This is a genomic window from Bosea sp. BIWAKO-01 (assembly GCF_001748145.1).
In the GTDB taxonomy this organism is placed as follows: Bacteria; Pseudomonadota; Alphaproteobacteria; order Rhizobiales; family Beijerinckiaceae; genus Allobosea.
This window is the reverse complement of sequence record NZ_BCQA01000001.1, coordinates 3,384,022-3,405,370: the sequence shown is the minus strand read 5'-3', so window position 1 is coordinate 3,405,370 and position 21,349 is coordinate 3,384,022. Positions and strand designations below refer to the sequence as shown.

Sequence of the window (21,349 nt, the reverse complement as noted above, 5' to 3'; positions counted from 1 at the left end):
TCTCTTAGCCGAGCCAGCGCCTCAACGAAAGGCTCAGTTGCTCGCTTACTCGCTGCGCGCCTTCATCAGTGCCGTCAATTCCGGATCCTTCTCCGGCATCTCGATGTCGATTGCGACGAAGAGATCGCCGTGATGACCCTTCTCGCCCTTCAGCCCTTTGCCACGCAGGCGAAACTGCTTCGTCGTACCGGTCAGCGGCGGAATCTTCATCTCCACGGCTCCGGTGAGGGTCGGCACATGCAGTGGCCCGCCAAGCACGGCCGTCGCCAGCGGAACCGCCACGCGGGTCCGCAGATCATGGCCCTCGATCGTGAAGCGCGGATCGGGCTTGACCTTGATCGTCATCAGCAGGTCGCCCGCCTCGCCCGAGAAGGGATCGGTCTGGCCGAGACCGCGCAGCCGCATGACCTTGCCGTCCGCAACACCTTCGGGAATCGTGACCTCGACCTCGCGCCCATGCGGCAGCTTCACGCGGCGGGTAGCGCCGGTGGCGGCCTCGGCAAGCGAGACGCTCAACGAAAAGCTCTGCTCCGGCGGTTTCTGGGGCTCATGCCGAGCCCGGCCGCCGCCGCGACGGGCCGCATCACCGAAAAGCGAACCGAAAATATCGGCCGGATCGAAGCCCTGATCCGCCCCGCCACGCCCGGACGCTGCGCCGCCGCCGTGGCCGAAATTGAACTCGAACCCGCCGGCTCGCCCGCCGCGACCGGCCCCCATGCCCTCGAAGCCCTGGAATTTCGGCTTGCCGTCAGCGTCGATCTCGCCGCGGTCGAACTGCTTGCGCTTGGTTTCGTCGCCCACGATCTCATAGGCGCTGTTGAGCTCCGAGAAGCGGTCCTGCGCCTTGGGATCATCCTGATTGCGGTCGGGATGCAGGTCCTTGGCGCGACGGCGATAGGCTTTCTTGATTTCAGCTTCGCTGGCGCCACGGGCGACGCCCAGGACCTGATACGGATCGCGCATGCATGAACCCCACTCTTCGACGAGACGCTGTTTCCCGCGCCCGAGACGGCACGCCGGAACAGCTCCGCCCGCTATGTGGGGAGACTGTGGCGGGAATGCAACGTTTTCCTTCCCGACGCGGCCGCAGGCCGGATCCGGCAGCCTATGCTAGCTCAACCCTTTCCAGGGTTGCGTTTCCTTGACTGCCCATTCTCCACCGGACGGCCGGCAAGCCGTGCCCTGAAGCCGGACCGGGCTGGTCTGCGTCTGGACATTGGCGATGAAGGCACGGCAGATCTCGTCCGAGCGCAGGAATGGCCCGCCAACCGGCGTGAACGATCCCTTCATGCCGCTCTGCGGATTATCCCAGTTCACCGCTGCGCCATTGCCCTGCGGGTCGAGGGCCAGCGCCATCGCCCCGTCGGCACGGCGCAGATCCTCGGGGCCGAGTTCGGTGGAGAACGCGCCAAGCACGCTCGGCTTCGTCGTGCCGCGCGCCGGCAGGGTCGAAGTGGTCGTCATAGCCACCTCGTCTTCGGACTTGCTGGAGAGGCCGAGGATCGGAAAGGAGACCGAGCAGCCGGCGCTGGCAACGGCGAGCAGCAGCACGGTAGCGACCGCAGCCGGACGCATGGGCGCAGCGCGCCGATCGAGGCTTTGGTTCGCCGCCCGGGCTGGCCTATATAAACTCGCAGTCCAACACCAAATCACAGATTGCGCTCGCCCGACGCTTAACCAGAACTTGCCGAGGATTAGACACGTGGAACGGTTAACGCCGGGTGACTTCACCGAAGTCGATGAACCCTTCGCCCTGTTCGCGAGCTGGCTGGAAGAGGCCGCGCGCTCCGAGCCGAACGACCCGAACGGCATGGCGCTCTCGACGGTCGATGCCGAGGGCCTGCCCAATGTCCGCATGGTCCTGCTGAAGGGGCACGACCGCGACGGCTTCGTCTTCTACACCAACACCGAGAGCCAGAAGGGCGAGGAGCTGCTCGGCCAGGGCAAGGCGGCTGCATTGTTCCACTGGAAGAGCCTGCGCCGGCAGGTCCGTATTCGCGGTCCCGTCTCGATCGTCAGCGACGCCGAGGCCGATGCGTATTTCCAGTCTCGCCCGCGCGACAGCCGCATCGGAGCCTGGGCCTCGCAGCAGTCGCGCCCGCTCGAGAGCCGCTTCGCGCTGGAGAAGGCCGTGGCGAGCTATGCCGCGAAATTCGGTCTCGGCACGATCCCGCGCCCGCCGCACTGGACTGGATTCCGCATCGACCCGGTCTATATCGAGTTCTGGCGCGATGGCGCCTTCCGCCTACACGACCGTGTGGTCTTCCGCCGTGCCTCGGCCGCCGAGCCGTGGACGCGAACCCGCCTTTACCCCTGAGGATCTGACCGCATGGCCATGCCGAAATTCGACTTCCCCAAGACCGAGGCAGGCAAGCGCCCGGTCATGCTCCTGACCGGAGCGAGCCGCGGGATCGGCCACGCCACGGTGATGCAGTTCGCCATGGCAGGCTGGCGCATCCTGTCCTGCTCGCGCCAGGCCTTCTCGGATAAATGCCCCTGGCCCTCAGGCGCCGACGATCATGTCCAGATCGATCTCGGCGACCCCGAGGACACGATGCGCGGCATCGCCGAGATCAAGAAGCGGCTGGCGGCCGAGGGCGGCAAGCTCAATGCGCTGGTCAACAATGCCGGCATTTCGCCGAAGGGGCCGAAGGGCATGCGGCTGGGCGCCGCCACGACCTCCTTCAACGACTGGCACCAGGTCTTCCAGGTGAACTTCTTCGCGCCGATCATGCTGGCGCGCGGCCTGTTGGACGAGCTGACCGCCGCCAGGGGCACGATCGTCAACGTCACCTCGATCGCCGGCTCCCGCGTCCACCCCTTCGCCGGTGCCGCCTATGCCACTTCGAAGGCTGCGCTTGCCAGCCTGACGCGCGAGATGGCCGCCGATTTCGGCCCGCTCGGCATCCGGGTGAACTCGATTTCGCCCGGCGAGATCGACACTGCCATCCTCTCGCCCGGTACCGAGAAGATCGTCGCGACGCTGCCGCTCGGCCGGCTCGGCAAGACGGAGGAAGTCGCGAAGGCGATCCATTTCCTCTGCACCGACGCTTCGTCCTATGTCACGGGCGCCGAATTGCACATCAATGGCGGGCAGCACGTGTGAAGAGCCAAGGCGGCCAGGTCATCCGTTTTCCAACCCAGGCCAAGGCGGCGCGCCCGACGCTTGCCGCGTCCGTCGCAGTCTTCCGCGACGGCAAGGTGCTGCTCGCAACCCGCACCAAGCCGCCAGCCGACCAGCTCTGGTCACTCCCCGGCGGCAAGGTCGAAGCAGGCGAGACGCTTGAAGCGGCCGCACTGCGCGAACTCGAGGAGGAGGTCGGGGTCAAGGCCGCCATTCTCGGCTTCAACCGGCATGTCGAGATTTTCGGGCGTGATGCAGCAGGCTCGGTGACGCATCATTTCGTCGTCGCTTCATTCGTTGGCGAATGGATTTCCGGCGAGCCCCAGCCCGGCCCCGAGGCAGGCGCCGTGATGTGGGCCGATCCGCTGAGGCTTGGCGGCCTGGCGACGACGCGCGAACTCGGTGACGTGCTACGGAACGCCCATGCCATCCTGCAGAACGGCGGGCATCGGCCGTGACCTGTGCGCGCCTCGCGGTCGTTCTCGCTTGGACATTGGCAGTTGCACCGCTCGGTCACGCCGCTGCCCAGGGGCAACGCCAGCAACCAGCGCCGCAGCCGCCCGCCCAGGCTACTCCGGCACCGGAGGCGCCACCCCCGCCCTACGAGCCGCAACTGCTCGAGCTGGCCGAGATCATGGGCTCGCTCGGCTATTTGCGAACCTTGTGCGGCGGCAAGGAAGCCGATGTCTGGCGCGAGCGCATGACCGCGCTGATCGAGGCCGAAGGCCGCACGCCGCAGCGGCGGGAACGGCTGATGAGTGCCTATAACGCTGGTTTCCGGGCCTATTCGGCGACACACCGGAGCTGTTCCGCCGGCAGCCAGGAGGCCGCACGGCGCCTCGCCGCCGAGGGCGACCGCCTGTCGCGAGCACTCGCCGGCCGCTATGGCGGATAGGTCACATCGGGACGAAACTGTGTCTTTCTCAAAACTCGCGCGGTCAAATTAACCTTTCTTAAACACCGCGGTAGCGCCCGCCTCCCGTGATGCGTATGAATCTGAAGCAGTCGATCGCCCCGGCGCAGGCCTGATTCTCGGGTACGCGCCGGTCCTTTGTGACCAGCCGCAGAGTCCGTGCCTTCATGTCCATCCGTCCTGACGATCTGCAGCTCGATCCCATGCTCACCGACGAGCCGGGAGATGCACGCCGCGTCGCCTATGGCTATGTCGAGGACGCCTTCAATGAGGCGCAGCAGGACGGACTCGACAGCGATGCACTGGCTCACGCAGCCCTCTTCGCGGCCTTTCGCACGCTGGTCGAGACCTATGGCGAAGAAGCCACAGCTGTTTTCGCCGACACCCTGGCGGAGAAGGTGCGTTGCGGCGCCTTTACCATGTGCACCCGGCACTAGATCGCCATGCGTCCGACCGGACGTACTGCGGCGGTCCAACTCTTTGCCCAGCATCGGATTCCTCCGAAAAGTAGATCCCACTGTCCGGTCCAATGCTTAGCCTTGCCTAGGCACCGCTAGCAGCCCGGCGGGCATTCTCCGCGCGAGCGAGTAACAATGTTCGCTCCTGCACATTCCTGGTCATCGCTGCCGCGCGCTCGAACTCGACCTGCGCCTCGCCATGCCGATCGAGCTTGCCCAGCAGATCGGCGCGTACGCTCGGCAGCAGATGGTAGTTCTTCAGCGAAGGCTCCGAGACCAGTCGTTCGACCGCGGCAAGCCCGGCTGCCGGCCCCTCGGCCATTCCGATCGCCACCGCCCGGTTGAGTTCGACGATCGGCGACGGGTTGATCGCGGCCAGCGCACCATAAAGTACGGCGATGCGGGCCCAATCCGTCTCTTCCGCGGTGCGCGCCCGCGCATGGCAGGCGGCTAGCTCGGCCTGAAGCAGATAGGGACCGATCACGCCGCCCGTCGCTCGCGCCCGCTTGATCGCCGCAAGCCCCCGGCCGATCAGAAGTTGGTCCCAACGTGCGCGGTTCTGGTCGAGCAGCAGGATCGGCTCGCCGCTCGGGCCGACCCTGGCCCTGAGGCGCGACGCCTGGATCTCCATCAGCGCCACGAGTCCATGGACCTCGGGCTCCAGCGGTGCGAGCTCGGCCAGGATGCGCCCCAGCCTGAGTGCTTCCTCGCACAGGGCCGGCCGGATCCAGTCCTCACCGGCTGTGGCCGCATAGCCCTCGTTGAAGATCAGGTAGACGACCTCGAGCACCGATTCGAGCCTCTCGGCCAATTCCACGCCATGCGGAACCTCGAAGGGCACTTTGGCGTCGGCAAGCATCTTTTTCGCCCGCACGATCCGCTGCGCCATGGTTGGCTCAGGCACCAGGAAGGCCCGCGCGATCTCCTCCGTGGTGAGTCCACCGAGCAGCCGAAGCGTCAGTGCAAGCCGCGCATCCGTCGAGAGAACCGGATGGCAGGCCGTGAAGACGAGCCGCAGCAGATCGTCGCCGACATCGTCATCGAGCGCGGCGTCGAGATCGGGCGTCGTCTCGGTTTCGAGTTGGTGGCCAAGCTCCTGATGCTTGCGGGCGAGAAGCTTGTCGCGGCGAAGGCCGTCGAGGGCGCGGTGCTTGCCCGCCTGCATCAGCCAGGCGCCCGGATTGCGCGGTACGCCCTCTTGCGGCCACTGCTTCAGAGCCGCGACCAGCGCATCCTGCGCCAGTTCCTCGGCGCGCCCGACATCCCGCGTGATGCGCGTCAGCCCGGCGATCAGCTTGGGAGCCTCGATTCGCCAGACCGTTTCAATGGTGCAGTGTGCATCGCTCGCCGACATGACGGGCGATACACACCATTTCGGCTCTTGCTGCGCAAGCCGTCCGGTCTGCCGTCAGGCCGCGAGAAAGCGTTCCAGCTCCGGCGCCAACACCGGCAGCGAGACATTGTGCGTCTGCCCCTTCAGCACGGCGTGGCTAGCTCCCGGAACGGAATCGGCCGCAGCCTGCGCCGCCAGTCTCAGCGAGCGCGGGCTCTTCTCCCCGGCAAGCAACAGCGTCGGAACTGCGACCTTGGCGAACCGCTCGGCCGGCACCGTGAAGTCCCCCATGATCGTGGTGTCGTAGACCAGCGTATGGGCCACCGCCTTGAGCTTGGACCAGCCCGGCATCAGCCGCATCAGCCAGCCGATAAATGCCGGCATGCCGACGATATCGACCATGAAGAAGCGCACTGCCGCGCTGCGCCGGCCCGCGGCGATCAGCGCCCCAAGCCTGCCGGGGCAGTCCTGCGGCGGCTGCCGGCCCTCCTTGTCAGCGGCGAGATAGGGCGGTTCGTATAGCGCGAGCCGGCGGATCGGCACGCCTGCGGCGGCAGCTTCAAGCGCCAATGCGGCGCCAGATGAGAGGCCGACAGCCGCTGCCTCGCCGCCGGCTTCGGCGACGAGCGCGGCGATGTCCTCGATCTCGCGCTGCTTGGCATAGGTTGGAGAATCTCCGCTGTCGCCGCGCCCGCGGCGGTCATAGACGAAGACGGTGAAGCGCTCTGCCAGCAGCGGCGCAAGCTTCGGCATCGGCCCGAAGGCGCGGCTGCAGAGTGCGCCGTCGACGAGGATGACCGCCGGGCCGGACCCGAAGCGCTCATAGGCGATGGCAGTGCCATCCTTGGACAAGACTGTATTCATCGAAATCTCCACAGACCGATGGCGCCCGCCGCTGCGGCAGGTCCGCCCCGCCGTCACTCGCCGCCGATGCCCATCTCCCTGAAGCGCTCGACCGATTCGAACTGCTCGAAATCCTCCAGCTCATAGAGCTCGCGGATCTCGATCTCGCACTCCTGACCAGGCTCGAAGGGCCGCGGAAAGCGCCGCGTCCATTCGAGCGCTTCCTCACGGGACTTGGCCTTGATCACGGTGTAACCGGCGACCAGCTCCTTGGTCTCGGCGAAGGGGCCGTCAACGACGCGGTTCTTGCCGTCGGCTGAGTACTTGATCCTCCAGCCCTTTGAGCTCGGCTTCAGGCCGGAGCCGTCGAGCAGCATGCCGGCCTTGGCAAGCTCCTCGTGATAGGCCGCCATCGCCGCCATCAGGCTGTCATCTTCCGGAAAGATGCCCGCTTCGCTGTCCTTGGTCGCCTTGACCATGATCATGTAACGCATGGATTTGCTCCTGGAGTCGGTGGTCTGAAGCCGGTCGGGGGCCGTTGCCCCCGCCGCTCGTAAGGACACGTCGATCGACGTGTCACGAAATCGGCAGGTCAGCCGGTCTTTTTCGCGGCCTCGGCGCGGATGCGTTCTTCCTGCTCGCGCAGCTCCGGGGTGAAGGCCTCTCCAAAATCCTCGGCCTCGAAGATCCGGCGGATCTCGATCTCGGAATCGCCTGCCATTGGATTCGGGCAGCGCTTGACCCATTCGACCGCCTCTTCCATCGACTTGCACTGCCAGATCCAGAAACCGGCGATCAGTTCTTTGGTCTCGGCGAAAGGTCCGTCGATGACGGCACGCTTGGCGCCTGAAAAGCGGATGCGTGCGCCCTTGGAGCTGGGATGCAGCCCGTCACCGGCGAGCATGATGCCTGCCTTTACCAGTTGCTCGTTATAGGCGCCCATGGCGGTCAGCAGTTCCTCGCTCGGCATGATGCCGGCTTCGGAATCCTGGGTCGCCTTGACGATGATCATGAAGCGCATCGGTCTTCTCCTGGGATAGGTGGGTTCTGATTTTGGTTCGGAGAGAGGAGAATTCCCGCTCTCTGTCCTCACGTCGAACGGAGCGCTCCGGAATCGACAACGCGCCGAAACTTTTTTCAGGCTGCGCTGAGATTTTTCTCGCAGCGCGCGATCTCGTCCTCGCTCGGCGCCGGAAGCACGAAGGAGCCGGTCGTAACCGCACCGGCTCGACGATAGGTCGCCATGATCACGCCCGTGCTCGAAACCCTGCTCTCGACCAGCGTGAAGGCAGCGGGCATGGTGCCCTCGCCGAACAGCCGCTTGCCTGCGCCGAGCACCACCGGGAAGATCAACAGGTTGAACTCGTCGATCAGGTCCTTCGCCAGCAGCAGCTGGATCAGTTCGCTGCTGCCCTGGAGCAGGAGCTTGGGACCGTCCTGGCGCTTCAGCGCCGCGACCTCGGCGGCGATCTCGCCACGTAGCGCGACCGAATTCTGCCAGTTCAGCGTCTTCGGCGCAGAGGTCGCGACATATTTGATGCAGGCGTTGAACTTCATGGCGACCGGGTCGTCGCCGGCATGCGGCCAATGCGCCGCGAAGATGTCATAGGTCTTGCGGCCGAGCAGCAGGTCGAATTCCTCGGCGAAGGCCTTTTCCATGACCTCGCCCATCGGCTCGTCCCAGTAGTGGAAGGTCCAGCCGCCATGGCTGAAGCCACCTGCGCTATCCTCCTCCGGGCCGCCCGGCGCCTGAATCACGCCGTCCAGGGACAGGAATGTGGCGGCAACGACGTTTCTCATCTGCGGATCTCCCGTTGGGCGGGAGCCGTGCCCCCGCGCGATTGTCAGGAGCTCCGGAGAAGCCGCAATGACCTGCGGCCTCCCCTGCTCCGTGACAATACGTCGAACGGGTCAGCGCACGATCGACACGATCGCGCGAAAAAAATCAGCTGCGCGGCAGCGCCTCCAGGAAGCGCGCTGGCTCGCCCTGCGCAGGCGTCACGACTTCGCGCTCCCACATCACCTTCCGGCCGCGGACATAGGTGCCGACGGGCCAGCCGGTCACGGTGACGCCGTCATAGGGCGTCCAGCCGCAGCGCGAGGCGATCCAGTCATTGGTGATGGTCTCGCGGCGCTTCAGGTCGACAATGGTCAGGTCCGCATCATAGCCTGCCGCGATCCGCCCCTTGCCCTCAAGCCCGAAGATCCGCTGGGGGCCATGGCTGGTCAGATCGACGAACCGTTCCAGCGAAAGCCGCCCGGCATTGACATGGTCAAGCATGATCGGGACCAGCGTCTGCACGCCCGGCATGCCGGAATGGCTCGCAGGGTAGGCATGATGCTTCTCCTCATGCGTATGCGGCGCATGGTCGGAGCCGAGCACGTCGACGATGCCCTGCTCCAGCCCCCACCAGATCGTCCGGCGATGGCTGTCGTCGCGGATCGGCGGATTCATCTGGGCATAGGTGCCAAGCCGCTCGTAGCAGTCAGGCGCGACGAGCGTCAGATGGTTCGGCAGTACCTCGACGGTCGCGACGTCCTTGTGATCCCTGAGGAAGATCATCTCCTCGCCGGTCGAGATGTGCAGGATGTGAACGCGCGCGCCGGTCTCGCGTGCAATCCGCACCAGTCGCTTGGTGCAGGTCAGGGCGACCTCGGGCGAGCGCCAGACCGGATGGCTCGACGGATCCCCCTCGACGCGCAGGCCCATGCGCTCGCGCAGCATCATCTCGTCTTCGGAATGGAAGGCCGCGCGCCGGCGCGTGCGCTTCAGGATCTCACTGACGCCCTTGTCGTCCTCGACCAGCAGCGAGCCGGTGGAGGAACCCATGAAGACCTTGATGCCCGCCGCGCCCGGCAGGCGCTCCAGCTCCGGCACATCGGCAATGTTCTCATGCGTGCCACCGACCCAGAAGGCGAAATCGCAATGCATCCGGTGCCGACCGCGCCTGACTTTGTCGGCCAGCGACGCCTCGTCGGTGGTCTGCGGGATCGTATTCGGCATCTCGAAGACGGTCGTGACACCGCCGAGCACCGCGGCGCGCGAGCCAGTCTCCAGATCCTCCTTGTGGTCGAGCCCCGGCTCGCGGAAATGCACCTGGCTGTCGATGACGCCCGGCAGAATATGCAGGCCGCGACAATCGACCGTCTCACCCGCGGAAGCCTGCGACAGATCGCCGAGCGCCAAGATCTTGCCGCCGGTAATACCGAGGTCGCGCTGGACACGGCCATCGTGATTCACGACGGTGCCGCCCTTCAGAATGACATCATAGCTCTGCGGCATCGGAGGCGTCCTGCTGGTTGAGGATGAGGCTGAAGCGGCCTACCTATCGAACGGACCCGCGTCCAGTCCTTGGCAGCGATCAGAAACGAGCTTCACCATGCCTGCAACCCGATTGGTCGATCGCGGCGTCATTCGCGTCAGCGGCGAGGACGCGCGCGACTTCCTGCAGAACATCGTCACCAACGAGATGGACGCGGTGACACCGGACCATGCCGGCTATGGCGCGCTCCTGACACCGCAAGGCAAGATCATCAGCGATTTCTTCGTGGTCGCAGTGCCGGAGGAGGAACGAGGAGGTTTTCTTCTCGACGTGCCGCTGCTGCAGGTTCCCGATCTGATGAAGCGGCTGAAGCTCTACAAGTTGCGCGCCAAGGTCGCGCTCGACGATCTCACCGAGGTGGCCACCGTGGTCGCATCGAGCGGCGGTTTCTCGCTCCCCGACGACGCCGGCCTCGTCTATGCCGACCCGCGCTTGCCGACGCTCGGCGAGCGCGCGATCACTGACCGCAACGACGTCGGCTCGCTCGTCAGCGCCGAACCTGATGCCTACCACGCCAGGCGCATCGCGCTCGGCATTCCCGATGGCGGCAGGGATTTCGTCTTTGGTGACACGTTTCCGCATGAGGCGCTGCTCGACCAGCTCGGCGGCGTCTCCTTCAAGAAGGGCTGCTATATCGGCCAGGAGGTCGTGTCGCGCATGCAGCATCGCGGCACCGCTCGGACCCGCATCGTGCCGGTGGTCTTTACCGAGGGATTGGTTCCCGAGATGGGCGTCGAGGCGACCGCCGGCAGCAAGGTGCTCGGCCGCATCGGTTCCTGCGCCAAGGGGCGCGGGCTCGCCATGCTGCGGCTCGACCGTGTCGCCGACGCCATGGCCGCAGGCGAAAGACTCGAAGGCGGCGGCGTAGCCTTTACCCTGGAGAAGCCAGACTTTATCCGCTTCCCCTTCCCCGGCGAGCCCGGCTTTGGAGCAGCAGCATGAGCGGACGCGCAGCAGTCGAAGGCCCGGATGGCAAGTTCCGTTGCATCTGGCCGGGGACCGATCCGCTCTATCTCGCCTATCACGACACCGAATGGGGCGTGCCCGAATATGATTCGCGCGCCTTGTTCGAAAAGCTGATCCTCGACGGCTTTCAGGCCGGCCTCGCCTGGATCACCATTCTGCGCAAGCGCGACAGTTTTCGCTCGGCCTTCGCCGGTTTCGAGCCGGAGGCGATTGCCCGCTTCACCGAGACCGATGTCCAGCGGCTGCTCGGCGATGCTGGCATCATTCGCCATCGCGGCAAGATCGAGGGCGCAATCAAGAGCGCTCGCGCCTATCTCGAAATCAGCGAACGGCGCGAATTCTCGGATTTCCTCTGGCGCCATCTCGACGGTCGCGTCCTCCAGAACGCTTTTCGGACTCATGAGGAGGTGCCGACCGAGACGGCGGTCTCCAAGGCGATCTCCAAGGAGCTGAAGGCCGCCGGCTTCACCTTCTGCGGCCCGACCATCGTCTACGCCTTCATGGAGGCCTGCGGACTGGTCAACGACCATCTGACCGGCTGTTTCCGCTATGAGGAATGCGCCGTGCTCGCCCGCGACACCCGCGTTCCGGCCTGAGCATGGCCAAGGCGCCGCTTCCACCCCGCGCCTGGCAGCGCATGCTGTCGGGCCGGAGGCTCGATCTGCTCGACCCCTCCCCGCTCGATATAGAGATCGAGGATATCGCGCATGGTCTGGCTCGCGTCGCGCGCTGGAACGGCCAGACGCGCGGCGAGCATTCCTTCTCGGTGGCGCAGCACTGCCTGCTGGTCGAGGCGATAGCGAGCCACCTTAATCCGGACTGGTCAAAGCCCTGGCGGCTGATGGCGCTGCTTCACGATGCTCCCGAATATGTCATCGGCGACATGATCTCGCCCTTCAAGGTGGTGATGGGCGACGCCTATAAGAGCGTCGAGCTCCGGCTGCTTGCCGCAATCCATCTGCGCTTCGGGCTGCCGGCGACGACGCCCGTCATGCTGGCGCGGAAAACCAAGGACGCCGACAAGATCTCGGCCTTCCTCGAGGCGACAGAACTCGCCGATTTCGACCGCGAGGAAGCTCTGATCTTCTTTGGCCGGCCGAAGCCGCTGCCGCGCGAGGTCACGGACTGGCTGAGGCCACTGTCGACCGAAGTCGCGCAAGCGCGCTTCCTTGAGCGCTTTCAGGCCCTCGCCTAGATCATCGGACCGGATATTGCATCCGACTCGATGACCACTTTCCCGGCCGATACTTCAGCAATCTCGGCTCACTCCGCCTTGTCCACCGGGCGCATCATGAAACGCGCATCGCTGCCATAGCTCGCAAGCTTGGCCTCGAGTCGCGGATCGGCGACGACCGAAAAACCCTGCTTGCCCCAGAAGCCGACAGAGGCGTTGACCGCAACGAGCGACAGGCTAGGCAGCCCGCACCTTTGAGCGAGCCTGAGCACATCGGCGACCGCAAGGACCGCGGCGCCGGTGCCTCGCGCCTGCGGCATCAGCGCGAGATCATGGATGTAGAAGGTCCCGGGAGCGGGCGGCAGCGCGCCGAGCAGAGCGTTCAGTGGTGGGGGCTCAAGCTCGCGCCAGGGATGGCTGAGCAGATAGGCGGCGATCCCGCTCCCCATGTCCAGGACCCGGCAGCCATCGCCAAACAGCTTCATACGCTCGGCGAAAATGGCGGCCTCCTCCGGAAAACCCGGATGAACCTCGGCCGCCACTGCGACGACAGCGTCGAGATCAGGCACGGTCATGGTCCGCCAGTGAGGTCCTGCTACCTTGGTCATCGCCGATACTTCCTGCCTTTCCGCGCTCCGATATTGCACGCACGCGGACAGAGGGCGAATGCCGATTTATTCCTTTTTTGCAAAAGTTATCAAGCATTCCTACGGCTACAGGAGAAAGCGCTTTGCTCCGATACTGCGCCTCATCTCATCCCTGCCGAATGCGAAGGAGACCGCCATGTCGGACACCAAGACCCTGCCGAAGGGTGTCGTCATCAAGGGCGCAATGGGTCCGCGCTTCGACGAGATCCTGAGCCATGACGCGCTCGCCTTCGTTGCCGACCTGCAGCGCCGCTTCAACGAGACGCGCAAGCGCCTGCTCGCCTTGCGCAAGGAGCGCCAGAAGCGCTTCGATACCGGCGAGACGCCCGATTTCCTGACCGAGACCAGGCATATCCGCGAAGGCGACTGGAAGGTGGCGCCGATTCCCGCCGATCTGCAGGATCGCCGTGTCGAGATCACCGGTCCTGTCGACCGCAAGATGATCATCAACGCGCTGAACTCCGGCGCCAAGGTGTTCATGGCCGATTTCGAGGATGCCTCCTCTCCGGTCTGGGCCAATATGGTCGAAGGCCAGATCAATCTCAGGGACCGCTGGGCCTGCCGGATCGACTTCACCGAGCCGACCACCGGCAAGGCCTACAAGCTCAAGGACAAGCCCGCCGTCCTGATCATCCGCCCGCGCGGCTGGCATCTGCCGGAACGCCATATCGAGATCGACGGTGAAATCGCCTCGGGCTCGCTGGTCGATTTCGGCCTCTATGTCTTCCACAATGCCAAGGCGGCGCTGGCTGCGGGCTCCGGCCCCTATTTCTATCTGCCGAAGCTCGAGAGCCATCTCGAGGCCAGGCTCTGGAACGATGTCTTTGTCTCCGCTCAGAACGCGCTTGGCCTCAAGACCGGCACGATCAAGGCCACCGTTCTGATCGAAACCCTGCCCGCAGCCTTCGAAATGGACGAGATCCTCTATGAGCTGAAGGATCACATGGCCGGGCTGAACTGCGGCCGCTGGGACTACATCTTCTCCTTCATCAAGAAGCTCGCCCGCAACCCGGCCTTCGTCCTGCCCGACCGCTCGCAGGTGGTGATGACCAAGGCCTTCCTGCGGGCCTATTCGCTGCTGCTGATCAAGACCTGTCACCGCCGCGGCGCTTTCGCCATGGGCGGCATGGCGGCGCAGATCCCGGTCAAGAACGATCCGGCCGCCAACGAGGCCGCCTTCGCCAAGGTCCGGGCCGACAAGGAGCGTGAGGCCGGCGACGGCCATGACGGCACGTGGGTTGCCCATCCCGATCTCGTGCCCGTGGCCATGGAGGTCTTCAACCGGCTGATGCCGCAGCAGAACCAGCTCGACAAGAAGCGCGAGGATGTCTCCGTCGGGCGCGAGCATCTGCTCGAGGTCCATGAGGGCACGCGCACCGAGGCCGGCTTCCGCGAGAACATCCGCATCGGCGTGCAATATCTCGAAGCCTGGCTGCGCGGCCGCGGCGCGGTGCCGATCTACAACATGATGGAGGATGCCGCGACGGCTGAGATCAGCCGTGCCCAGATCTGGCAGTTCATCCAGTACGGCGTCACCGTCGATGCGGGCACCGTCGTCACCGCGGATCTCTTCAAGCGCTGCCTCACCGAGGAGATGGAGCGCGTGAAGGGCGAGGTCGGGCCTGAAAACTACGCCAAGGGCCGTTTCCCCGAGGCGATCGAGCTGTTCTCGACCCTCTCGCTCGCGCCTGAATTCGAGGAATTCCTCACCGTCCCGGCTTACGACAAGCTCGGTTGAGTCCAACGACCGGCACCGCCTTGGCGGTGCCGGTCGTCGTTACGCCTCGATACGCGGCTCAGCCGATATGATCGCTACGCCGCAAGGCGACGTTGATTTCGCGCAGGAACTGGACGAGCGAAGCGCCGAAGAGCCCAACAGCCACGATGAAGAGCACGGCCACGCCCCGTTCATGCGCCGACCCGACGAACGCAAACATGAATGCAAGGATCATCAGCAGGATCGTTGAAACACCGCTTGAGATGGCAAGACGCATCGCGCTGTTGATCAGACGGGCTCGCCGCTCGAGCCGGGGAAGATCTGCCTTGAGTTCATGAACGACAAGGCCGTCGCCCTGCAGGCTGCTCAACATGCGCGAACGGTCGAGAATGCGCTCCAGGCGGCTGATCAGGACCGATATCAGCCCGACCACTGCGCCGAGCAGGAATGCCGGTGCCGCAGCCTGACTGATGACCAGTGAAAGCTGGTTCACGGACGGAAGCTCAGGAATCATCGTTTCTCCGCCTCGTCGCGAACGCCTTCGACTGCCGAGCGGATTGACCAATCGGGCGCGATAGGGAGCCCCCCAGTCCCGTCGCAGGCGTAAGCGATCATGCAGGGTTAGAGCGAGGTTTCATGAAACGCGCGACTGATGCGCCTGTCTACCGCGATCCGCTGCTGACGATGGACATGCGCCGCTGGGCCCTCACCGACGCCGCGACACCCACTGCAGCCCGATCGCTGCTGGCTTCCATCCTCAAGCAGCGGGAGTGCCCGCGCGGCTCGCAATGGCAAGGGCCACGACGATCATTGCTCCAGCCAGGCCAAAGGTGACGTGCAATCCGGTCGCGACCATGTCCGGAGATGAGACTGCACCGCCGTCCGTCCCTGCGGCGAGAGCGAACACCGCGCCCATCGCCGAAGCGCCGGTGATCAGGCCGAGATTGCGGGCGAGGCCGAGCATCCCGGAGACGAGCCCGCGCCGTTCCGGTCCAGCGTCTTGCATCACGGCCGTGTTGTTGGCGGCCTGGAACAGCGCATAGCCAGGCGTGAGAACGATCAGGGGAACAGCATAGCCCACAATCCCGATCTGCAGCGGCATGAGCGCAAACAGAAACGATCCGACCGCCATGGCGGTCAGGCCCACCACGCTCATGCGTTGAGCGCCGAACCGATCGACCAGGCGGCCGGCCGGCACGCCCGAGAGCGCCGTGGCAACCGGCCCGATCGCCATGACCAGGCCGGCGCCCGATGCATCGAGGCCGAGCGCCATGGTGAGGTGGAAAGGACCGACCACCAGTGTTGTCATCATCACCGTCGCGACCAGCGCGCTTGTGGCGAGGCCATTCCGCAGCCCGGGCTCGCGCAGCATCGAGAGGCGGATCAAGGGCGCCGCGACCCGCACTTGAACCAGGACGAACAGGAGCGCGGCGACTACCGCAGCGAGCAGAAGCCCGCCATTGAGCAAGCCGAATGCACCGCGGTTCCAGGTCATGGCGAGCGCATAGGCGACCAGCGAAGCGGCCAACAGCAACGTGCCGAGCATGTCGAAGCGCGGCTTGTCTCCCCTCCTCCCGAGGCAATCGACCGGAAGGCTCCGCAAGGCGATCATGAAGGCGACGAGGCCGAAGGGGGCAGTGACAAGGAAGATCGCTCGCCATCCGAAGCCGTCGATGACAGCACCACCGAGCGAGGGGCCGAGTGCCGTGCCGACCGCCGACATGGTGCCGAGCACCCCCATGGCAGTGCCGGTCCTGTCCCTCGGCAGCGCATCGCCGACAAGGGCCAGGCTCAGCGTCATCATGATTGCGGCGCCCGCCCCCTGCACGGCCCGCGCGGCGATCAAGCCAGCGAGGCCGGATGCAAGGCCGCACGCGGCCGAGCCCGCTGTGAAGAGCGCTATTCCGGCCAGCAGAAGCGCGCGGCGTCCGACGAGGTCGCCAAGTCGTCCGACCCCGACGCTAAGCGTGGTGATGGCAAGCAAATAGGCGAGGACCACCCACTGCACCTGCTGGAAGGAGGCAGCAAAGGCCTGCGCCAGCGCCGGCAGGCCGACATTGGCAATGCTGGTGCCAAGTGAGGACAGCAACATGCAGAGGGACAGGCTGGCGAGAGCCAAACGAGGCGCGCCACGTTGGGCCGTCGTGGCTTCGGTGGGGGACTGCGGGTCAAGAATCGCTTTCATCATCGTTGGGGGGGCTCCGAAGCAGGGTTCGAAGCAGGTAGCCCCTATTTGACACCTGGCGGAAGGCGCAGCATTTGCACTCAATCAGTGCATCTGACGCCACATCATGGCAAACCGTGCTAGTCTCGCCAGCATGACAAGAGCCGACCTCAACTTGCTCATCACCCTCGATGTCCTTCTCACAGAAGGCAGCGTGGCCCGCGCTGCCCGGCGCCTGAGGCTAAGCCCGTCCGCGATGAGCCGAGCCCTAGCTCGGCTGCGCGAGACGATCGGCGACCCGTTGTTGGTAAGGGCGGGGCGCGGCCTGGTACCAACGCCGCGTGCACTGGAATTGCGGGATCGCGTCGGTCCACTCGTTCAGGAAGCGGAGGCAATCCTGCGGCCGGCCGAGGCGCTCGATCTGCAACGGCTTGTCAGGACCTTCTCGGTTCGGGCGAGCGACGGCTTCGTCGAGGCCTTTGGGCCTGAACTAATCGCGCACATCCAGGCGGAAGCGCCCGGTATACGGCTCCGCTTCGTCCAGAAGCTGGACAAGGATAGTACGCAGCTTCGCGAGGGCAGTGTCGATCTCGAAACAGGTGTCATCGGGGCGGCGCAGAGTCCGGAAATCAGGACGCGGGCGCTGTTCTCGGATCACTTCGTCGGGGTCGTGCGGCGGGGACATCCATTGGCCACAGGCGAGATCACCGCCGATCGCTTTGCTGCTGGCCGGCACATCCTCGTCTCGCGGCGCGGTCTCGACAAGGGACCGATCGACGACGCGCTGGAGGCGATCGGACTACAGCGGGACATCGCCACGATCGTCACCGGCTTCTCGCCCGCGCTCTCGCTAGCGCGTGGATCCGAACTCGTCGCCATCGTGCCCGAACGACACACTCGGACCCTGCGCGACGGCATGGTCACCTTTCCGCTGCCAGTTTCCGTGCCTGAGATCGCCGTGTCCCTGCTCTGGCATCCCAGGCTGGATGCCGATCCTGCACACCGCTGGCTGCGCGAGTGCGTCCGCCGGGTCTGCGGGATGCAGAAATCGCCCGATGATATGGGTGGGGTGCCGGCTGAAACAGGGAACAACCGACGGCGCCATCCGCAGGTTTATCTCCTGCCCGATTACTGACGTCCGATGTCAGCAGCTGCCGCCCTGTCACAATCCGGCTGAGACACCCGGCCCCCGCAGCGACAGGTTCGGCGCACCATCATTGCCCCGCAGAGCCTGGTCGCAAAGCGGTTGAAGCAGCGCGCATATGGCATCAGGTTCGCGCCCGCCGGACCGCAGCATGTGGAACACGGCAAAGCTGGTCAGCGCGAAGAGCAGGTCGACGGCATCACGTTGCAACTGCTCATCGCGCCCACCCTGGCGGCGCACGAGCGCGGCCAGCGCCAGCCGGCGGCGCTCATTGCGTTCTGCCAGGCTCTCCGCAAGCTCGGTGTCGCCGGCCGCTGTCGCGAACAGCCCAACCAATCCGTCATCGGAACCCCAGAAGCCGCAGAACACCGTGACCAGCGCCGCCAAGGCTTCCTTGGGGTCAGATATTGCCATCGCGTCTGCAAGATCAGCGATCCCGCCGGCAGCCGCCAGGGCGTCGAAGGTCGCCTCCAGCAGCCCGCGTCGCGAGCCGAACTGGTTGTAGACAGTCAGTCGGGTCACGCCCGCGGCGGCCGCCACGGCCTCTAGCGAGAGCGTCCTTCCAGCCGGTTCCCGAAGCAATACCGCGGCCGCAGCGAGGAGCCGGCCGCGCGTCTCCGCGGTCTTGGCCTCTCGTTTGGCGCTCGAATAGGGCCTTGACGTTCTCTCGTGATTCATGACTATACAATATGTATATCCAATATCGCGCCATTCAAACGGACGCTGTTTCGGAGCCTAGCCGATGGAGCCCTTCCTGATCACTATCATTGCCGTGCATGTACTCTCCTCTGTGTTCTGGGCAGGCACGACATTCGTACTGGCCCGCACTGGGGCAAACGACGTCGCCCGCCTCTTCCGCCCGCAGTTCGGTGCCGCCGTCGTCGCGATGATCTCTGGCGCTCTGCTGTGGAGTTTCATCCATGCCGGGAACGTCGGAAACGCAGAAATGCTGCTTGCGCTCGGTGCCGGCACCGCGGTGGCGGCCTTGGCGATCCAGGCTGTCGGGGTGCTGCGCGGCTTGCGCAGGACCGGCCAAGCTGCGCCCTGGCTGGGCCTCCTCTACCGGATCTCAGCCGGGCTGCTGCTCGTAACGGTGATCTGCATGACGGTCGCACGCTATGTCTGAGCAACCGTCAACCGTGTCGCACATCCCGACTTTCCCCGACCTCGCCGGCAAAACGGCGCTGGTCACCGGCGGCTCCGGCGGGATCGGCGCCGAGACCGCGCGTTGGCTGGCGCATAACGGGGTTTCCGTGACGGTTGCCGGCCGCGACCAGCCCCGGCTCGACACCGTGCTGCGCTCCCTGGAGGCGATCTCCGACGGGCATGCCGCCGTCCGGATCGACTGCACCCGGCACGACGAGTTGGAGACCGCGCGTGCCGAGTTCGTTGCACGGCGCGGCAAGCTCGACATTCTCGCCGCCTTCGCCGGAGGCGGGACCAGCAGGCCCGTTGCGCTGGAGGATGTGACTGAGGCGGACTGGCACTCCAGCCTTGACCACAATCTGACCGCCACGTTCTTGACGCTCAAAACCTTCCTGCCAAGCCTCAAGCAGGGCCGCGGCGGCGTCGTCATCACCATGGCATCGACAGCCGGGCGCGCGCCTTCGCAGGCGCCGCTCGGCTATGGGGTCGCCAAGGCCGGCGTCATCATGCTCACACAGCAAGCCGCACACGACCTCGGGCCATCCAGCGTGCGCGTGAACTGCATTTCACCATCGGCCGTATTGACCGACCGGACCGCAGCACACATGCCTCCCGCCATCAGGGAGCAGGTGGTCCTCGCTCATCCGGTCCGGCGGCTCGGCTCGCCGGCAGACGTGGCGGCGGCCACGTTGTTCCTCGCTTCGGACAGTTCGGGCTGGCTGACGGGCGCAACCCTCGACATCGCCGGCGGACGGCTGATGCACTGATCACTGGCGCCAAAGCCGGCGAACCCGGCCAGCTGGGCCAGCTGGGCCAGCAAGCGATCGCACGGCCGTCTGCTATTGCCCCAAGAGGCTCATGGACAAGGGTTCTCACTGAGCCCGTCGCGGTGCTTCAGCCGCCTGTATGCGTCTCAACTGTCCCTGTCGGCAGCGAACATGGTGCCTTGCTGGAGACAGTCGCAGAGATCACGATAGACTGCGGCCAAGCGCTCACGTGACGGGCTCGAGCCCACTGCATCCTCGATCCGGCGGGCAAGGCTGCCATGCTTCACGATGGTTGCCCAAATGGGTGTCCAGCGTGCTGAAACAATGCCCAAGCTGTCATCCAAATTCTCCAGAATGTGCCGCCAGAGATCGCCGGCGCGACAGGACTGACCGGGATAGTCGAACAACCTGAGATAAGCCCCGTCATCGATCATGGCGTCCTCGGCAAATGTCACGCAGCTGTCGAACATCCGGGCCAGCTCCTCGGTGGGCGTATCGCCGCTGAGGCGCTGGGGATCGCCGTAGAGCCTTTATGGGAGCGACTCCCGGAGACCCTAGGCTTGCAATCACCAGCAATTGCTTTCGCTGAAGCAGGAAGAGGCGCGCAGGACAGAACCAGGCAGCGGCATCCCGTTCACGGGAGATCCAAGGTCGAGCCGGGATTTCGAGAACGGCTGCTGTCGCTCGCACGAAGGAATTGGCGACCGCGACCGCAATGACGAGACGCAGGCTGCCCTGCGGTTCTCGATAGCCAGCGCTCCAGATAATGAAGCCAGCGCAGGCGAGCCGCTCGCTCAAAGTCCATCAGTGTGGATATTCAGTCCATCATTGCCAATCTACACGCCAGGCGTCCACATCCGCATATCCAACGCATCGACGTTGGAGAAACGACATGAACCCGATACCTGAACCGATCCTCACCTCCGGCTTTCCGCTCGGCAGTTCCGCGGGGCTGGTGACCGCCTTCGAATGGCTCGGCCAGCCCTATCGCCTCACCAGGGTGGATATGCTGGGAGAGATGCGCACCGATGCCTATAAGCGCCTGAACGGCCGGGTCGAGACGCCCGTGCTGATCACCGGCGAAGGTCGCGTCCTCACCGAGACGATGGCGATCGCCCTGTGGCTGGAGGCACGCGACTCCGACCGCCGCATCAGCTTCGAGCCCGGCACGCCGGAGGCCGACCGGCTGCATCAATTCGTCGCCTTCCTCAATACCGGGTTCACCGGTGCGTTCGTCCCAATGTGGGTGGCGCTGGAAGCGGAGGATCTCACGGAAGAGTATCGCGAAACGCTGCGCAAGTTCGGCCGCAGCTTTGTCGCCGAGCGCCATGAACAACTCGAGGCGATGATCGGCGACAGCGACTACCTGCTCGGCGACAGACCGACGCTGGCCGACGCGGTGTTTGCCGGCGTCGCGCGCTGGGTGGACTTCCACAAGGCCGTCGACCCACGCGACTATCCCCGCATCCTGGCGCTGCGTCAGCGCATCGAAGCCGATCCCGCTTTTCGCTTCGCGGTCGCGATCGAGGACGGCAAGCCGGCGACAGGCAGTGGCGCGATGAAGGGGCTCGTTCCGCTCGCCGATGTCCTGCGCAACGCAGACGGCGTACTCGCGGCCTGAGACGCATGA

The 21,349-nt window shown here is 65.3% G+C and carries 26 protein-coding genes; 13 read left to right on the top strand and 13 right to left on the bottom strand.

Translation table 11 applies throughout. The annotated features are described in order from the left end of the window. Positions 1–45 precede the first annotated feature (45 nt). Both BIWAKO_RS15765 and BIWAKO_RS15760 read right to left on the bottom strand, forming a co-directional pair. Positions 46–963: a DnaJ C-terminal domain-containing protein gene (locus BIWAKO_RS15765; RefSeq protein ID WP_069879466.1), complete on the bottom strand. Its 918-nt coding sequence runs from the start codon at positions 961–963 to the stop codon at positions 46–48. Positions 964–1,110: 147 nt separating this feature from the next. Then, positions 1,111–1,575, bottom strand: coding sequence for an RT0821/Lpp0805 family surface protein (locus tag BIWAKO_RS15760; RefSeq protein ID WP_069879465.1), 465 nt, complete (start codon positions 1,573–1,575; stop codon positions 1,111–1,113). A gap of 127 nt (positions 1,576–1,702) precedes the next feature. Here BIWAKO_RS15760 and pdxH point away from each other — a divergent pair, with 127 nt between their 5' ends. The 5 genes from pdxH (at position 1,703) to BIWAKO_RS15735 (ending at position 4,474) form a co-directional block, all read left to right on the top strand. Continuing rightward, positions 1,703–2,317, top strand: a complete 615-nt coding sequence (gene pdxH, locus BIWAKO_RS15755; protein WP_069879464.1) for a pyridoxamine 5'-phosphate oxidase — start codon at positions 1,703–1,705, stop codon at positions 2,315–2,317. A 12-nt stretch (positions 2,318–2,329) separates the two neighbouring features. Then, complete coding sequence (locus BIWAKO_RS15750; protein WP_052514014.1) at positions 2,330–3,106, top strand: SDR family NAD(P)-dependent oxidoreductase; 777 nt, start codon at positions 2,330–2,332, stop codon at positions 3,104–3,106. Continuing rightward, positions 3,103–3,582, top strand: coding sequence for an NUDIX hydrolase (locus tag BIWAKO_RS15745; RefSeq protein WP_244523456.1), 480 nt, complete (start codon positions 3,103–3,105; stop codon positions 3,580–3,582). The genes BIWAKO_RS15750 and BIWAKO_RS15745 overlap by 4 nt, the downstream gene beginning before the upstream one ends. Then, positions 3,579–4,019, top strand: coding sequence for a TIGR02301 family protein (locus BIWAKO_RS15740; protein ID WP_069879463.1), 441 nt, complete (start codon positions 3,579–3,581; stop codon positions 4,017–4,019). Before BIWAKO_RS15745 ends, BIWAKO_RS15740 begins: the two co-directional genes overlap by 4 nt. 185 nt (positions 4,020–4,204) lie before the next feature. Then, positions 4,205–4,474 (top strand): hypothetical protein, encoded by a 270-nt coding sequence (locus BIWAKO_RS15735; RefSeq protein ID WP_069879462.1) that lies wholly within the window; start codon positions 4,205–4,207, stop codon positions 4,472–4,474. Positions 4,475–4,580: 106 nt separating this feature from the next. Here BIWAKO_RS15735 and BIWAKO_RS15730 read toward each other — a convergent pair whose 3' ends face one another. The 6 genes from BIWAKO_RS15730 to BIWAKO_RS15705 all read right to left on the bottom strand — a co-directional run bounded on the left by BIWAKO_RS15730 (position 4,581) and on the right by BIWAKO_RS15705 (position 9,954). Next, a complete protein-coding gene (locus BIWAKO_RS15730; RefSeq protein WP_069879461.1) occupies positions 4,581–5,849 on the bottom strand; it encodes an RNA polymerase sigma factor in 1,269 nt (422 codons plus the stop codon). A gap of 54 nt (positions 5,850–5,903) precedes the next feature. Then, positions 5,904–6,692 carry an alpha/beta fold hydrolase gene (locus tag BIWAKO_RS15725; protein WP_069879460.1) on the bottom strand — a complete coding sequence of 263 codons (789 nt, stop codon included), beginning with the start codon at positions 6,690–6,692 and terminating at the stop codon, positions 5,904–5,906. Positions 6,693–6,745: 53 nt separating this feature from the next. Next, positions 6,746–7,165, bottom strand: coding sequence for a YciI family protein (locus BIWAKO_RS15720; RefSeq protein WP_069879459.1), 420 nt, complete (start codon positions 7,163–7,165; stop codon positions 6,746–6,748). A 98-nt stretch (positions 7,166–7,263) separates the two neighbouring features. Continuing rightward, positions 7,264–7,692, bottom strand: coding sequence for a YciI family protein (locus BIWAKO_RS15715; protein WP_069879458.1), 429 nt, complete (start codon positions 7,690–7,692; stop codon positions 7,264–7,266). Positions 7,693–7,808: 116 nt separating this feature from the next. After that, complete coding sequence (locus tag BIWAKO_RS15710; protein ID WP_069879457.1) at positions 7,809–8,471, bottom strand: dihydrofolate reductase family protein; 663 nt, start codon at positions 8,469–8,471, stop codon at positions 7,809–7,811. A 145-nt stretch (positions 8,472–8,616) separates the two neighbouring features. Further along, on the bottom strand, positions 8,617–9,954 hold the full coding sequence (locus BIWAKO_RS15705; RefSeq protein ID WP_069879456.1) for a dihydroorotase: 1,338 nt from the start codon (positions 9,952–9,954) through the stop codon (positions 8,617–8,619). A 97-nt stretch (positions 9,955–10,051) separates the two neighbouring features. Between BIWAKO_RS15705 and ygfZ the strand changes: the two genes are divergently transcribed. The 3 genes from ygfZ to BIWAKO_RS15690 are packed head-to-tail and all read left to right on the top strand — an operon-like array spanning position 10,052 to position 12,155. Then, entirely contained in the window at positions 10,052–10,936 is an 885-nt protein-coding gene (gene ygfZ / locus BIWAKO_RS15700; protein ID WP_069879455.1) for a CAF17-like 4Fe-4S cluster assembly/insertion protein YgfZ, read from the top strand. Further along, positions 10,933–11,556: a DNA-3-methyladenine glycosylase I gene (locus tag BIWAKO_RS15695; protein WP_069879454.1), complete on the top strand. Its 624-nt coding sequence runs from the start codon at positions 10,933–10,935 to the stop codon at positions 11,554–11,556. The genes ygfZ and BIWAKO_RS15695 overlap by 4 nt, the downstream gene beginning before the upstream one ends. Before the next feature lie 2 nt (positions 11,557–11,558). Further along, entirely contained in the window at positions 11,559–12,155 is a 597-nt protein-coding gene (locus tag BIWAKO_RS15690) for a YfbR-like 5'-deoxynucleotidase (RefSeq protein WP_069879453.1), read from the top strand. A gap of 68 nt (positions 12,156–12,223) precedes the next feature. On the opposite strand, the gene BIWAKO_RS15685 is transcribed toward BIWAKO_RS15690, so the two are convergent. Next, the gene (locus tag BIWAKO_RS15685) at positions 12,224–12,742 is read right to left on the bottom strand and encodes a GNAT family N-acetyltransferase (protein ID WP_069879452.1); all 519 of its coding nucleotides are present in this window, start codon (positions 12,740–12,742) and stop codon (positions 12,224–12,226) included. A gap of 175 nt (positions 12,743–12,917) precedes the next feature. On the opposite strand from BIWAKO_RS15685, the gene aceB reads away from it, so the two are divergent. Continuing rightward, a complete protein-coding gene (gene aceB, locus BIWAKO_RS15680) occupies positions 12,918–14,519 on the top strand; it encodes a malate synthase A (RefSeq protein WP_069882531.1) in 1,602 nt (533 codons plus the stop codon). A gap of 58 nt (positions 14,520–14,577) precedes the next feature. Here the strand turns inward: aceB and BIWAKO_RS15675 are convergent, their stop codons facing one another. After that, complete coding sequence (locus tag BIWAKO_RS15675) at positions 14,578–15,012, bottom strand: DUF2721 domain-containing protein (protein ID WP_069879451.1); 435 nt, start codon at positions 15,010–15,012, stop codon at positions 14,578–14,580. Positions 15,013–15,255: 243 nt separating this feature from the next. Next, positions 15,256–16,683 carry an MFS transporter gene (locus BIWAKO_RS15670; protein WP_201788702.1) on the bottom strand — a complete coding sequence of 476 codons (1,428 nt, stop codon included), beginning with the start codon at positions 16,681–16,683 and terminating at the stop codon, positions 15,256–15,258. A 133-nt stretch (positions 16,684–16,816) separates the two neighbouring features. Here BIWAKO_RS15670 and BIWAKO_RS15665 point away from each other — a divergent pair, with 133 nt between their 5' ends. Further along, positions 16,817–17,797 (top strand): LysR family transcriptional regulator, encoded by a 981-nt coding sequence (locus BIWAKO_RS15665; protein ID WP_084651443.1) that lies wholly within the window; start codon positions 16,817–16,819, stop codon positions 17,795–17,797. Positions 17,798–17,824: 27 nt separating this feature from the next. On the opposite strand, the gene BIWAKO_RS15660 is transcribed toward BIWAKO_RS15665, so the two are convergent. Next, positions 17,825–18,484 carry a TetR/AcrR family transcriptional regulator gene (locus BIWAKO_RS15660; protein ID WP_069879449.1) on the bottom strand — a complete coding sequence of 220 codons (660 nt, stop codon included), beginning with the start codon at positions 18,482–18,484 and terminating at the stop codon, positions 17,825–17,827. Between the two features lie 64 nt (positions 18,485–18,548). Between BIWAKO_RS15660 and BIWAKO_RS15655 the strand changes: the two genes are divergently transcribed. Then, complete coding sequence (locus BIWAKO_RS15655; RefSeq protein WP_069879448.1) at positions 18,549–18,932, top strand: hypothetical protein; 384 nt, start codon at positions 18,549–18,551, stop codon at positions 18,930–18,932. 13 nt (positions 18,933–18,945) lie between these two features. Then, the gene (locus BIWAKO_RS15650) at positions 18,946–19,719 is read left to right on the top strand and encodes an SDR family NAD(P)-dependent oxidoreductase (protein ID WP_201788627.1); all 774 of its coding nucleotides are present in this window, start codon (positions 18,946–18,948) and stop codon (positions 19,717–19,719) included. Positions 19,720–19,865: 146 nt separating this feature from the next. Here BIWAKO_RS15650 and BIWAKO_RS15645 read toward each other — a convergent pair whose 3' ends face one another. Further along, the gene (locus BIWAKO_RS15645) at positions 19,866–20,189 is read right to left on the bottom strand and encodes a hypothetical protein (RefSeq protein ID WP_069879446.1); all 324 of its coding nucleotides are present in this window, start codon (positions 20,187–20,189) and stop codon (positions 19,866–19,868) included. A gap of 422 nt (positions 20,190–20,611) precedes the next feature. Between BIWAKO_RS15645 and BIWAKO_RS15640 the strand changes: the two genes are divergently transcribed. After that, positions 20,612–21,340 carry a glutathione S-transferase family protein gene (locus BIWAKO_RS15640; protein WP_069879445.1) on the top strand — a complete coding sequence of 243 codons (729 nt, stop codon included), beginning with the start codon at positions 20,612–20,614 and terminating at the stop codon, positions 21,338–21,340. Positions 21,341–21,349 lie beyond the last annotated feature (9 nt).